We start from the raw sequence: 12,405 nt of genomic DNA on the forward strand, positions 1-12,405 counted from the left end.
GTCTTCGAGATGGCCGAGCGACGCAAAATCTTGTTCTCCCCCACAGTCTGTCCGGCCGCGTTGTCGGCCGGGCATGGGAGAAAGATTCACGGACGTAGGGTGCGGCCCAAGGACCTGGACGGGTGCCGTCCGGTTGCCCTGGTGCCGACCCACGCCGGGTGGCACTTGGATCGGCGACAAACAGACCTGGTTGAGAGAACTCAGAGCGCCGTCTGGTAGGCCAGCACCCCCCGGTTGACCGCCGTGATCGCCTTGCGGGCCGTTTCCCGGACGCTCGGGGAGGCGGCGGAGGCGTCCTTGAGCTGGGTGAGGAGGTCGAGGACCTGGCGGGCCCACCGGACGAAGTCGCCCGCCGGCATGTCGGAGTCGTAGTTGTGGCCGCTGGCTAGCACCCGGGCCAGTGGTTCACCGCGGGCCCAGCGGTACATCGGCCACACGAAGCCCGGGTCGGGTTCGCGGGTGAGGGACAGGCCGTACCGCGCTTCCTGGGACTCGATTTCGGCCCACAGCTTCTGGCAGGCGTCGACCGCTGCGGTGGTGGCGCCCTTGGGGACCGAGGCACGGTCGTCGCCCTCGCGGCGGGACTCGTAGAGCACCATGGAGACCGCAGCGGCGAGCTCCTCAGCGCCGAGGCCTTCCCAGACGCCGCGACGGAGGCATTCGGCGACGAGCAGGTCGGCCTCGGTCCAGATGCGACCGAGCATGCGACCCGCGTCGGAGACCTCGCCGGTGGGCGACAGGTAGCCCCGCTCGGTCAGCACCGCACAGACCTGGTCGAACGTGCGCGCCAGCGAGCTGGTGCGCCCGGCAACCTTGTCGCGCAACGCGTCGGTGTCACGCTGCAGCCGGTGCCGACGCTCCGCCGAACGGGCGTGGTCCTCACGTTCCGGGCAGGCGTGACAGGGGTGCTGGCGGAGCTGCACCTTCAGCAGGGCGATCTCGGCGTCCTCGCCGGGCTGGCCCTTCGCACGGCTGCGGCGTCCGGCGGCGCGGTCGTGCCGGTCGAGGCCGGTCGCGCTGACCGAGGCGGCGAGATCGCGCCGGGCCGCAGGCGAGCGCGGGTTGAAGTGCTTGGGCACCCGGATGCGGTCCAGCACCTCCACCGTGCCGGGAAAGTCAGCCGGGCTGACCCGGCCCGCCCAGCGGTCCTGGGTGAGCACCAGAGGCCGCGGTTCGCCGAACCCACCCGACACCGGTTCCAGCACCACGGCCAGGCCGGCACGGCGACCCTGCGGCACCCGGATCACGTCACCGACGCGTAGCTTCTCCAATGAGGACACCGCCGCCGCACGGCGTTGGGCGGTGCCTTGGCGGGCAAGCAAGCGCTCCCGGTCGGCGATGGCGATGCGGATGCCGAAGTACTCGTCGAAGTCGCCGTGGTGGCACGCGGAATCTTCGCCGTACGTGCGCATGGTGTCGACATTGCGCTGCACTTGCCGGGCCAGGCCGACGACCGAGCGGTCCGCCTGGAACTGGGCGAACGACGACTCGAGCAGGTCACGGGACTTCTCAGCGCCGACCGAGCCCACCAGGTTGACCGCCATGTTGTACGACGGCCGGAAGCTGGACCGCAGCGGGTAGGTCCGGGTGGAGGCGAGCCCCGCGACGTGCCGCGGGTCCACTTCGGGGCTCCACAGCACCACTGCGTGCCCCTCGACGTCGATGCCGCGCCGTCCCGCCCGGCCGGTGAGCTGGGTGTATTCGCCCGGGGTGAGGTCGACGTGCGCCTCGCCGTTGAACTTGACGAGGCGTTCCAGCACCACGCAGCGGGCCGGCATGTTGATGCCCAGGGCCAGGGTCTCGGTGGCGAAGACGGCCTTGACGAGGCCGCGCACGAAGCATTCCTCGACGGCTTCCTTGAAGGCGGGCAGCATCCCGGCATGGTGGGCGGCGACGCCGCGCTCCAGGCCCTCCAGCCACTCCCAGTAACCCAGGACCGACAGATCTTCCGCCGGAATCGCCGCGACCTTGGCCTGGGCAATCTCGCGAATCGCGGCACGCTCGTCCGCGTCGGTGAGGCGCAGTCCGCCGGCCAAACACTGCTGGACGGCGGCGTCGCAGCCGGCCCGGCTGAAGATGAACAGAATCGCGGGCAGCAGATTCGCGCGGTCCAGCCGGTCGACCACCTCGGCGCGCGGCGGCGGCTGCCACCGACGCGGACGCCCGCCGCCACGCCCCTGCCAGCCCGGCCCCGCCGTACGCTCGGTGAGCTCAAGTCGGCGCAGCATCTCCCGGGTGTAGCGCAGCAGCTCGGGGTGCACGTCGTGCTTGCGGGCCGCGTCGGCGTCGTGGAACAGGTCGAACATCCGCTTGCCGACCAGCATGTGCTGCCAGAGCGGGACCGGCCGGTGCTCGCTGACCACCACCTCGGTCTGGCCGCGGACGGTGACCAGCCAGTCCGCGAACTCCTCGTAGTTGCTCACCGTGGCGGACAGCGAAACCAACGTCACCGTCGAGGGCAGATGGATGATCACCTCTTCCCAGACGGCGCCGCGGAACCGGTCGGCGAGGTAGTGCACCTCGTCCATCACGACATAGGCCAGGCCGTGCAGGCTCGTCGAGCCGGAATAGAGCATGTTGCGCAGCACTTCGGTGGTCATCACCACCACGGGCGCGTCGCCGTTGATGGCGTTGTCACCGGTCAGCAGGCCCACCTGCTCAGCGCCGTAACGCTCCACCAGGTCGTGGTACTTCTGATTGGAAAGCGCCTTGATCGGCGTCGTGTAGAAACACTTGCGCCGGGTGCCTGAGCTGCCAGAACGCAGCGCGAGATGGACGGCGAACTCGCCGACCACCGTCTTGCCCGCGCCGGTCGGGGCACAGACCAGCACACCGCTGCCGCGCTCCAGGGCCTCGCAGGACTGCCGTTGGAAATCGTCCAGGTCGAAGCCGACGTCGAGCATGAAGTCGTCCAGCGCCGGGAACTCGGCCGCGCGGGCCGCCCGCCTTCTCGACTCCGCGTAGCGCTCGGCAGGGGTTGTCATGAACACCAGGCTAGTGCGTGGGTCCGACACAACGATGCCCATAATTCGCGGGGCGGTTGCCGGCGGGCCGCTCAGGGCGTCTCGGTATGGTTCACCACGTGCCGGATGCCGCCGATTCGACCGCAACCCCGTCGCGCCGACAGGTCGACGCGGTGCTCTTCGACTTTCACGGCACGCTCGCCCAGGTCGAGGAACCGGTCGCTTGGGTAACCGCAGCCGCGGCGGCGTGCGGCACCGAGTTGGACCGGGGCAAGGCCACGATTCTGGCCGACCGGCTCGTCACCGCCGGGCGGGCTGGCGGTCCGTTGCCGCACCGGGTGCCGATCCATCTCGCCGAGCACTGGGCCGACCGCGACCTGTACGAGCACAGCCACCGCGCCGCCTACACGGGCCTGGCCGAGACGGTGAGCTGCGACGTGGCGGGCATCGCCGACGCGCTGTACGACCGGCTGCTCGGCCCGGACGGCTGGCTCCCGTACGCCGACACGCTGCCGACCCTGCGCGCGCTGCGGGACGCCGGCGTGAAGGTGGGTGTGGTGAGCAATATCGGCTTCGACATTCGCCCGCACTTCGCCGCCTGGGGCTTGGAGCCGCTCGTGGACGCGTTCGCGCTGTCGTACGAGGTGGGCCGGACGAAGCCGGACCCGGCGATCTTCCTGCGCGCCTGCGGCATGCTGGGCGTGGATCCGGAACACACGCTCATGGTGGGCGACAGCCCGGCGGATGCGGGCGCGGTGCAGGCCGGCTGCGCGGCCCTGGTGCTCCCGGCGGCTGAGCCGGGCCGGACGAACGGCCTGGGCGCGTCACTGGCGCTGGCCGGGTGCGGATAGACCTCAGAGGTACGTGTCGACCAGCGTGCCCTGCGTGGTGTTGACGCTGCGGATGGGCTGCTGCTCGTCCTGAGCCGCGACGTGGTCGGCGATGGTCGGCTCGACACCGGCTTCGGGCGCCTTCTTCGCCGCACCCGCGTCGGCGGACGCGAGGTAGGCCGACGAGATGGTGCTGGAGCTGAGCGAACCGACCGACATGCTGCCTCCTGGGGAAGTTTCTGCGGCTTCGCCAAGCTGTTCGGTCCGGACTTGAGGAGACTGACCCCGAAATTACCGGAGCAACCGTACAGCACCCGGGACGCAGCCGATCTCGAGCGGCAGGGCGGCGACCCGCTCGCCATCGGCGTACCCGACGATGCCGGGCGTGTCGATCCGGACCCGGCGAGCGCGGTAGCTGGTGATCAACGGATCGTCGACGTGGGTGCCGCGCCGGACCCGCGGTTGCAGGCGGGCCAGGGCGACGCGCCCGAGCGGGGCGGCGACGACGACGTCCAGCAGCCCGTCGGCAGGGTCGGCGGCCGGGCAGATCCGCAGCCCGCCGCCGTAGCTGGCGCAGTTGCCGACCGCGGCCAGGACACCCGTGAAGCTGTGGTCCACCCCGTCGAGGTCGAGGGTGTATCGACGCGGGCGCAGCCGGACGGCCTCCAGCATGATCGCGAGGTCGTAGCGGCGCGGCCCGCGCGGCCAGCGCAGCCGGTTGGCCCGCTCGTTGACGATCGCGTCGAACCCGGCGGCCAGGACGGCGCCGAACCAACGGACGTCGCCCTGCGGAGTCTCGATCCGGGCGAGGTCGATGGGCCGGTGGCGGCCGGCTTCCCGGGCGACGGCGATCTCCTCGGCAGCGAGCAGCGGATGTGCCGGCACGCCGGTGCCGGCCGCGAAGTCGTTGCCGGTGCCGGCGGGGACCACACCGAAACCCACGTCGGTGCCCGCGACGGCTTGCAGCGCCCGGTGCAGGGTGCCGTCACCACCAACTGCCACCAGCGCACCCACTCCGTCGGCGACGGCGCGGTGGCATACCTTCTCGGCGTCTTCCGCGCTGCCGGCTTCGAGCAACCGCACGGTGCCACCGCGGCTACCGAGCCGGTCGAGCACCGCGGAAAACACGCCGCGGTGCCGGCCGCGTCCCGCTCCGGGATTGGCCAGCACCGCGATGTCGTCCATGCCGCTCACAGCCGGGAATGTACCCCGGCCGAGGGCTTAGGTCATGTCGTCGAAACGGGTGTCGAGCGGCAACGGTTTCGCCACGGGCGCGGGCATCTCGACCGCCGTGGGTGCGTCGATGCGGTCCGACACCGCAACCGGGACCCGTTCCTCCGCCAGCTCGGACGTCTCGTCGTCGTCCAGACCGGCATAGATCTCCTTGCCCCGGCCTTTGCGCTTGTCGTTGAGGAAGGCCACTCCGACCGCGATGAAGTACAGCAGGATCATGCAGCCGGCGAGCAGGGACATGCCGAACGGTCCCGGGTCCGGGGTGGCGATCGCGGCGAAAACGAACGACAGGAAGACGACGATCCGCCACCAGCCGAGCAGCTTCCGTGCAGACACCACACCGGTGAAGTTGAGCATCAACAACACCAGCGGGAACTCGAACGCCAGCCCGAAGATGAGCAGCATGTTCGTCACGAACTCGACGTAAGCGCCGACCTCGAGCTGGGTCGTAATGCCCAGGATGCCGGCCGTCTGGATGAACGCGAGACTGTGCTTGATGACGAAGAAAGCCAGGATCACACCGCCGGTGAACAGCGGCGCCGCGATCGCGACGAAGACGTAGGCCCACTTGCGTTCGTGCCGGTGCAGGCCCGGCGCGATGAACGCCCAGAGCTGATACAGCCAGACTGGTGAGCCGACGACGAGCCCGACGTACAGCGAGATCTTCAGCTTGACGAGCAGCGGATCCGCGACGCCGAGCACGACGAAGTTACAGATGCGCTGACCGTCCGCGTTGGTTTCCCAGGAGCTGTCGAGCGAGCAGTACGGGTCCCGAAGGACGTCGAACACCCAGCCGCTCAGGAGGAAACCGACGATCAGGCCGACGACGATGCCGAGCGATGCCCAGAAGAGGCGGTTCCGCAGCTCCCGGACGTGCTCGATCAGGGTCATCGAGCCGTCGGAGGCCTGCTCGAACTTGCTCGGACCCTTACGTCGCAGGGAGATGGCCACCGTGTGTCAGCGGTCGTTCGTGCGCTGCACCGGGTCCACGTACGGCGGCTGCTGCTGAGGCTGCTGCTGGTACGGCTGACCGGGCTGCTGCTGGTACGGCTGACCGGGCTGCTGCTGGTAACCGGGCTGCTGCTGGTAGCCGGGCTGGCGGATCTCGGTGGGGTGCAGCGGCTCGCGGGAGTACTGCGGTTCGGCCTTCTCGGCAACCTTGTCGTCGTCGACCAGACCCTTGGTCTCGGCCTTGATGATCCGCAGCGACCGCCCCAGCGAACGGGCGGCGTCCGGGAGACGCTTCGCGCCGAACAGCAGCACGAGCACGACAACGACAACGATGAGGTGCCATGGCTTGAGGGCGCCCATGGAAAACTCCACTCGGTTCAGGATGGTTCATGCGTGGTGCGCGTCCATCGTACGTGGGCGCACTGCGAGTGGCCCGTGCCGCATCCGTTGTTTGTCTGCCGACCCGAGGAATTTTCGGACAACTGGGCGCGAACTGCGCGCTACTTTGCGCCGCGTCCCGCCTTGATGATCGCGACCTGCTCCTGCGCCGTCTCGGCGCGCTGTTGCAGGCCGGCGAGGGTCTTCTGCAGCACGGCGGCCTGCTCCTGCAGCCCCGCAGTCTGCTCCTGCCGGCGCAACAATGTGCGCAAGGCGCGGTCGAGGCCGGCAAGGCGTCCCACCACGGACACAGCCGCTGCGCCGAGGATGATCAGGGCAAGGACGATCACCGCGGCGAAGACGATCCAGAACACCATGGCGGACAGCCTAGGGCACGTGCGGTGCCGGGGCTGCGTACTGGTCCAGTGCCGTCGTGGCTTGGGCGCGAATCCGCTCCACCAGGGCAGCCGGTCCCACCACGGTCACATCCGGTCCGACGCCGAGCAGGAACCGCTGCGCCCAGCCGAGATCGGTGACCCGCATCGTCACCACCCACTCATCGCCGTCGCGGCGGACCTCCTCGCACGGGTAGTACTCGGTGATCCAGCGGCTGCCGCGACCCACCCGCAGGGTGACCAGCGGCAGGTCGGCACCGGGATGAAAGACGCCGTCGCTGAGGTCGTGCGGGACGGCCCGGGCCGGCGGCGCAGCCGGCTCATCCAGCTCGGTGAACGCGTCGATCCGGTCCAGCCGAAACAGTCGGGTGCCCTCGGCGCGACGGCACCACGCCTCCAGGTAAGCCCGGTTGCCCACCATGAGCACCCGCATCGGGTCGACCACCCGCTCGGTCGTCTCGTCCCGCGCGGCCGTGTAGTAGGTGATCCGCAGGGCGCGCCGGCGCTCGACAATGTCCCGAACCGCGTCAAGCCGCTCGGTGCCCGCCGGCAATGCCACCGCCACCGGCGCGTCGCCCAGGTCGCCCGCCGCGTTCTCGATCTTGTCCAACGCGCGTTCGATGGCGTCCCGCTCACCGATGCCCGGCGTCTCGGCCAGCATCCGCAGCGCCACCACCAGGGCCAGCGCCTCGTCCGGGTTGAGCCGCAGCGGCCGGTCGATGCCCGCGTCGTAGGTGATGGTCACCCGGTCGCCGTCGAGCGCCATGTCGATGAGGTCGCCGGGGCCGTACCCGGGCAGCCCGCACACCCACAGCAGCTCCAGGTCCTCGCGCAACTGTCGCTCGGTGATCCGGAAGTCGGCGGCTGCCTCTGCCACCGCGATACCCGGCCGGGCCAGCAGGTACGGCACGAGGTTGAGCAGTCGACCGAGCCGGTCGGCGGATGCCCGAGTCGCCGGCCCGCGCTGCTGAGGGGTCACGACGGCACCTCGGCCCGCGCCGGTTCGTGCCGAGCCACGACCTCCTTGAGCTGCTGAATCACGGCCTCGCGCAGCTCCGGCGGACCGTCAGCACGCACGTCCGCGCCGTAACCGACCAGTCGTGACGCCAGCCATTCCACATCCCCGTACGGAATGGTCAGTCGATCGCCGCCCGGACCCGGCACGGTCTCCACCGACAGCCGGCGCAGCCCGGCGGCGCGGCCCGGATGGACCACGACGGTGGCGCGACCGGTCCGCTCGACCGGACCGGACCAGCGGGCGACGTGGCTGATCAGGTCGACGTCGGCGGGCGGGGCGAACGCGTGCTCGGGGCCGGCGGCCTTGACCTGCCCCACGATGCGGGACAGTCGGAAACAACGGGTGGCATCCCGGTCCCGGTCATGGCCGACGACATACCAGCGGCCCTGCCAACAGACGACGCCCCACGGCTGCAGACGTCGGGTGGAGGGCTCGTCGACCTCGGGCACACGGTAGGAGAAGGTGACCGCGCGGCGCGCCCGGGCCGCGGCGGTGAGCGGCGCGAACGCCGGGTCAACGGTCACCACGGGCTCGATGCCGAGCGTGGCCTGCGGGTCGACCTCCACACCGGCTGCCCGCAGTTTGGCCAGGCCGGACGACGCCGCAGCGGCCAGCCCGGCGTGCTGCCACAACCGGGCAGCGATGCCCACCGCGGCAGCCTCGTCCGGTTCGAGCGGGATGTCGGGAAGGGCGTACTCCCGGTGGGCGATCCGGTAGCCGTGCTCGGTGTCGAAGGCGCTGGCGAGGCCGGTTTCCAACGGCACGCCCAGCTCCCGCAGCTCGGCTTTGTCCCGCTCGAACTTGCGCTGGAACGCCTCGTGGTCGCGCGGGTCCTCCGGATCGTGCTCGTAACCGGGCACGGTCGCGGCGATCTGCGCGGCGGTGAGGAACCGTCGCGTGGACAGCAGACAGATCACCAGGTTCACCAGGCGTTCGGTACGGGTCCGCGACACGAGAAGAGACGCTAGCAGCCCGGCCGCGCAGACGGTTATTCGTCACCGTCGGGAGGTAACCACCCGTCGTCGCCGGCGCCCTGCCGAGCGCCGACCGAGCGGGCAGATAGGGTCGCCGCCATGGTGCGCTGGCGATCGGGAGTCGTTTCATCGGTACGGCGGGAATGGCACGGCGCCGTGGAACTGGTCGTCGACACCGACGACGGCCCGGTCAAGGCGCTCGCCTACCCGGCGCTGACCGGCGCACCACACACCGGCGACCGCGTCCTGCTCAACGTGGGCGCGCTGGTGATGGGCCTCGGCACCGGCGGTTACGCCCTGGTCGTGGCCCTGCCCGACCGACTGCCGCCGGACCCGGTGAGCGACGGAACGACGCGTGACAACGGCCACCTGGTCAAGGCCCGCTACACGCCGTTGCAGCCGATCCTGCTGGGCGTGGACGAGGAGGCTTCCCCGCACCACGAGTCGATGGCTGGCGCCACTGACGTCGGCGGCATGCCGGTCGTCACCGCCGACCTGCATTCCGCCCTGCCCGCAATCCTGGCCGGCATCCACGCCGACCGGCCGGACGCTCGGGTCGCGTACGTGCTGACGGACGGCGGCGCACTGCCCGCCTGGTTCTCCCGCACCCTGGCCGGCCTGCGTGACCACCTGTGTGGCACGGTCACGACCGGCCAGGCCTTCGGCGGTGACCTGGAGGCAAGCACGGTCCACACCGGCCTGCTCGCCGCCCGGCACGTCCTGGGCGCAGACATCACCATCGTCGCGCAGGGACCCGGCAACCTCGGCACAGGCTCGCCGTGGGGCTTCTCCGGCGTCGCGCTGGGCGAGGCGATCAATGCCGTGGTGGCACTCGGCGGCCGCCCGGTCGGCTCGCTCCGCATTTCGGATGCCGACAGTCGGGCCCGGCACCGCGGGGTGTCACACCACAGCCTCACCGCGTACGGAAAAGTGGCGCTTGTCCCGGCCGACCTGCCGATCCCGGCCGACCTGCCGGTGGATCTCGCCAAGGATGTCGCCGAGGCGCTCGCGCCGCTGGCGATCCTGCACCGGATCGTCGACGTGGAAACCGGCGGCCTGGACGCGGCGCTGCAGGCCAGCCCGGTGAAGCTGTCGACGATGGGCCGTGGCCTCACCGAGGACCATGCCTATTTCGTCACCGCCGCCGTGGCCGGCCGGCACGCCGCGTCCCTGCTCGGGGTCAGCGCCGGCGACGCTGCCTAGCGGCGGCGGATGAGGGTCACGCCGTCGCGCATCGGCAGCATGACCGACTCCACCCGCTCGTCGGTGACCACCCGGTCGTTGACCTCGCGGATCGCCAGCACGCTATCGGACTGCGGTCCGTCCTCCACCACCCGGCCGTGCTGCAGGACGTTGTCGAGCACGATCAAGCCGCCGGGCCGCAGCCGCGGCACGAGCTCCTCGTAGTAGCCGAGGTAGCCGGTCTTGTCGGCGTCGATGAAGGCGAAGTCGATCACCGGGTCAGCGGGCAACGCCCCCAGCGTCTCGATGGCTGGCGCGATCCGCAGGTCGATCCGGTCGGCCACCTGAGCCCGCTGCCAGTACTTGCGGGCAACGCCCGTCCATTCCTCGGAGATGTCGCAGGCGATCAGCCGCCCGCCCGGGACCAGCCCACGGGCGATGCAGAGCGCCGAATAGCCGGTGAAAACTCCGACCTCGACCGCGGTGCGGGCGCCGGTCAGCCGCACGAGCAGGGAGAGCAACTCACCCTCGTCGTGGCTGATCTGCATGCTGACGTCGTCGGGGAAGGCCGCGCTGGTCTCGGCTGCCAGGTCACGCAGCACGTCGTCGGCGGGGGTGCAGTGGGCCAGCAGATAGTCACTGATCGCGGGAGCGATGATGTCAGACATACCGGCCAGCGTTCCCGATCCCGGGCGCCGAGGCAAAACCGGTCAGTCGAAGAAGATCAGGTACAACCAGCCGGCCAGAATCAGGCCCAGGATGGTAGCCAGCACCCAGGTGGGCACCTTGTGGCCGCCCGCCCGGTCACGCGCGATCTGCGCCCGGATGCGCTCACGGCGGCGTTCCACGCGCCGCCACCGAACATCCTCGGGCGTCCGTTCAGGCTGCTGCCCGGGCGGGTACTGGTCGGGCTCATGCGACGGTGAAGTCATAGCCCGACCAGCCTAGCCGTCCCCGCTCACATGCTGGCGATCAGCCTTTCCACCCGCTCGTCGTACGCCCGGAACGGGTCCTTGCACAACACGGTGCGCTGCGCCTGGTCGTTGAGCTTGAGATGCACCCAGTCGACCGTGAAGTCGCGCCGTTTCTCCTGGGCATGCCGGATGAACTCGCCGCGCAGCCGCGCCCGGGTGGTCTGCGGCGGGGTCTCCTTGGCCTCGAAGATCTCCAGGTTGTTGGAGATCCGGTCCACCTGCTTACGCTTCTCCATCAGCGCGTACAGGCCGCGGCCGCGGCGCACGTCGTGGTAGGCCAGGTCGAGCTGGGCGATCCGCGGGTGCGACATGGGGATTTCGTGCTTCGCCTGGTAGCGCTCGATCAGCTTCAGCTTCGACACCCAGTCGATCTCGCGGGAGACCGGGTCGAGGTCGCCGCTCTCGATCGCAGACAGCACCCGCCCCCACAGCTCGACGACCCGCTTGGCGGTGGGGTCACCACCCCGACGCTCGACGAACTCCACGGCCTTCGCCAGGTATTCCTGCTGGATCTCGAGGGCGCTGACCTCTTTGTTATTGGCGAGCCGGATCTTGCGTCGCCCGGTCACGTCGTGGCTCACCTCGCGGATCGCCCGGATCGGGTTCTCCAGGGTGAGGTCCCGCATGACCACGCCCGCCTCGATCATCCGCAGCACGATGTCCGCGCTGCCGACCTTCAGCAGGGTGGTGACCTCGTTCATGTTGGAGTCACCGACGATGACGTGCAGCCGCCGATAGCGTTCCGCGTCGGCGTGCGGCTCGTCGCGAGTATTGATGATCGGCCGACTGCGGGTGGTGGCGCTGGAGACCCCCTCCCAGATGTGCTCGGCCCGCTGCGACAGGCAGAACACGGCACCGCGCGGGGTCTGCAGGACCTTGCCCGCGCCGCAGATCAGCTGCCGGGTGACGAGGAACGGGATGAGCACGTCGGCAAGCCGGCCGAACTCGCCGTGCCGGGACACGAGATAGTTCTCGTGGCAGCCGTACGAATTCCCGGCGGAGTCGGTGTTGTTCTTGAAGAGATAGATCTCCCCCGCGATGCCCTCGTCGTGCAGCCGTTTCTCCGCGTCGACCAGCAGGCCTTCGAGAATGCGTTCGCCGGCACGGTCGTGCGCCACCAGGTCGGTGACCGAGTCACACTCGGGAGTCGCGTACTCGGGGTGGGAACCGACGTCGAGATACAGCCGGGCACCATTACGGAGGAAGACATTGCTGCTGCGTCCCCAGGACACCACTCGGCGGAACAGATAGCGAGCCACCTCGTCGGGCGACAGCCGCCGCTGCCCCCGATAGGTGCAGGTGACTCCGTACTCGGTTTCGAGGCCGAAAATTCGCCGTTCCATGACGAAACATTAGCGGCACAAGGGGTTCCTGTGGCAGGGACCGCGCGGCCTTTCACCGGCTTCCTGCCCGGCACACCTCGCTGACAGGCCGCGGACCTGCACCGACACCGTCACCGCGATGAATATTTCCGCTTCCGCCACTGCCCTGATCCACGTCGCGCGGT

13 protein-coding genes are annotated in these 12,405 nt (G+C 69.9%); 2 read left to right on the forward strand and 11 right to left on the reverse strand.

The features are described 5' to 3' along the window. Nucleotides 1-200 precede the first annotated feature (200 nt). A complete protein-coding gene (locus ACIA1L_RS24005) occupies nucleotides 201-2,984 on the reverse strand; it encodes a DEAD/DEAH box helicase (protein WP_396075135.1) in 2,784 nt (927 codons plus the stop codon). Nucleotides 2,985-3,070: 86 nt separating this feature from the next. Here ACIA1L_RS24005 and ACIA1L_RS24010 point away from each other — a divergent pair, with 86 nt between their 5' ends. After that, nucleotides 3,071-3,814: an HAD family hydrolase gene (locus tag ACIA1L_RS24010; protein ID WP_396075136.1), complete on the forward strand. Its 744-nt coding sequence runs from the start codon at nucleotides 3,071-3,073 to the stop codon at nucleotides 3,812-3,814. A gap of 3 nt (nucleotides 3,815-3,817) precedes the next feature. Here the strand turns inward: ACIA1L_RS24010 and ACIA1L_RS24015 are convergent, their stop codons facing one another. The 7 genes from ACIA1L_RS24015 to ACIA1L_RS24045 all read right to left on the reverse strand — a co-directional run bounded on the left by ACIA1L_RS24015 (nucleotide 3,818) and on the right by ACIA1L_RS24045 (nucleotide 8,721). Beyond that, a complete protein-coding gene (locus tag ACIA1L_RS24015) occupies nucleotides 3,818-4,012 on the reverse strand; it encodes a hypothetical protein (RefSeq protein WP_396075137.1) in 195 nt (64 codons plus the stop codon). Between the two features lie 72 nt (nucleotides 4,013-4,084). Then, nucleotides 4,085-4,978, reverse strand: coding sequence for a YegS/Rv2252/BmrU family lipid kinase (locus ACIA1L_RS24020; protein WP_396075393.1), 894 nt, complete (start codon nucleotides 4,976-4,978; stop codon nucleotides 4,085-4,087). A 36-nt stretch (nucleotides 4,979-5,014) separates the two neighbouring features. After that, entirely contained in the window at nucleotides 5,015-5,977 is a 963-nt protein-coding gene (tatC, locus tag ACIA1L_RS24025; RefSeq protein WP_396075138.1) for a twin-arginine translocase subunit TatC, read from the reverse strand. Nucleotides 5,978-5,983: 6 nt separating this feature from the next. Beyond that, a complete protein-coding gene (tatA, locus tag ACIA1L_RS24030) occupies nucleotides 5,984-6,337 on the reverse strand; it encodes a Sec-independent protein translocase subunit TatA (protein ID WP_396075394.1) in 354 nt (117 codons plus the stop codon). Between the two features lie 140 nt (nucleotides 6,338-6,477). Continuing rightward, nucleotides 6,478-6,732: a hypothetical protein gene (locus ACIA1L_RS24035; RefSeq protein WP_396075139.1), complete on the reverse strand. Its 255-nt coding sequence runs from the start codon at nucleotides 6,730-6,732 to the stop codon at nucleotides 6,478-6,480. A 10-nt stretch (nucleotides 6,733-6,742) separates the two neighbouring features. Continuing rightward, complete coding sequence (locus ACIA1L_RS24040) at nucleotides 6,743-7,729, reverse strand: helix-turn-helix transcriptional regulator (RefSeq protein WP_396075140.1); 987 nt, start codon at nucleotides 7,727-7,729, stop codon at nucleotides 6,743-6,745. Continuing rightward, nucleotides 7,726-8,721 carry a helix-turn-helix transcriptional regulator gene (locus ACIA1L_RS24045; RefSeq protein WP_396075141.1) on the reverse strand — a complete coding sequence of 332 codons (996 nt, stop codon included), beginning with the start codon at nucleotides 8,719-8,721 and terminating at the stop codon, nucleotides 7,726-7,728. Before ACIA1L_RS24045 ends, ACIA1L_RS24040 begins: the two co-directional genes overlap by 4 nt. A 120-nt stretch (nucleotides 8,722-8,841) precedes the next feature. Between ACIA1L_RS24045 and ACIA1L_RS24050 the strand changes: the two genes are divergently transcribed. Continuing rightward, nucleotides 8,842-9,945, forward strand: coding sequence for a DUF3866 family protein (locus tag ACIA1L_RS24050; protein ID WP_396075142.1), 1,104 nt, complete (start codon nucleotides 8,842-8,844; stop codon nucleotides 9,943-9,945). Here the strand turns inward: ACIA1L_RS24050 and ACIA1L_RS24055 are convergent. The 3 genes from ACIA1L_RS24055 to pafA form a co-directional block, all read right to left on the reverse strand. Further along, entirely contained in the window at nucleotides 9,942-10,592 is a 651-nt protein-coding gene (locus ACIA1L_RS24055; RefSeq protein WP_396075143.1) for an O-methyltransferase, read from the reverse strand. The genes ACIA1L_RS24050 and ACIA1L_RS24055 overlap by 4 nt on opposite strands. 42 nt (nucleotides 10,593-10,634) lie before the next feature. Next, entirely contained in the window at nucleotides 10,635-10,772 is a 138-nt protein-coding gene (locus tag ACIA1L_RS24060) for a hypothetical protein (RefSeq protein ID WP_396075144.1), read from the reverse strand. A 110-nt stretch (nucleotides 10,773-10,882) separates the two neighbouring features. Beyond that, nucleotides 10,883-12,241 (reverse strand): Pup--protein ligase, encoded by a 1,359-nt coding sequence (pafA, locus tag ACIA1L_RS24065; protein WP_396075145.1) that lies wholly within the window; start codon nucleotides 12,239-12,241, stop codon nucleotides 10,883-10,885. Nucleotides 12,242-12,405 lie beyond the last annotated feature (164 nt).

This window comes from Actinoplanes sp. NPDC051859, from assembly GCF_044452725.1.
GTDB lineage: Bacteria > Actinomycetota > Actinomycetes > Mycobacteriales > Micromonosporaceae > Actinoplanes.

Bases quoted from the DNA above. Each gene is read 5' to 3' on its own strand.
- ACIA1L_RS24005 (WP_396075135.1), bottom strand. From the start codon at position 2,984: ATGACAACCCCTGCCGAGCGCTACGCGGAGTCGAGAAGGCGGGCGGCC.
- ACIA1L_RS24010 (WP_396075136.1), top strand. From the start codon at position 3,071: ATGGTTCACCACGTGCCGGATGCCGCCGATTCGACCGCAACCCCGTCG.
- ACIA1L_RS24015 (WP_396075137.1), bottom strand. From the start codon at position 4,012: ATGTCGGTCGGTTCGCTCAGCTCCAGCACCATCTCGTCGGCCTACCTC.
- ACIA1L_RS24020 (WP_396075393.1), bottom strand. From the start codon at position 4,978: ATGGACGACATCGCGGTGCTGGCCAATCCCGGAGCGGGACGCGGCCGG.
- tatA (WP_396075394.1), bottom strand. From the start codon at position 6,337: ATGGGCGCCCTCAAGCCATGGCACCTCATCGTTGTCGTTGTCGTGCTC.
- ACIA1L_RS24035 (WP_396075139.1), bottom strand. From the start codon at position 6,732: ATGGTGTTCTGGATCGTCTTCGCCGCGGTGATCGTCCTTGCCCTGATC.
- ACIA1L_RS24050 (WP_396075142.1), top strand. From the start codon at position 8,842: ATGGTGCGCTGGCGATCGGGAGTCGTTTCATCGGTACGGCGGGAATGG.
- ACIA1L_RS24055 (WP_396075143.1), bottom strand. From the start codon at position 10,592: ATGTCTGACATCATCGCTCCCGCGATCAGTGACTATCTGCTGGCCCAC.
- pafA (WP_396075145.1), bottom strand. From the start codon at position 12,241: ATGGAACGGCGAATTTTCGGCCTCGAAACCGAGTACGGAGTCACCTGC.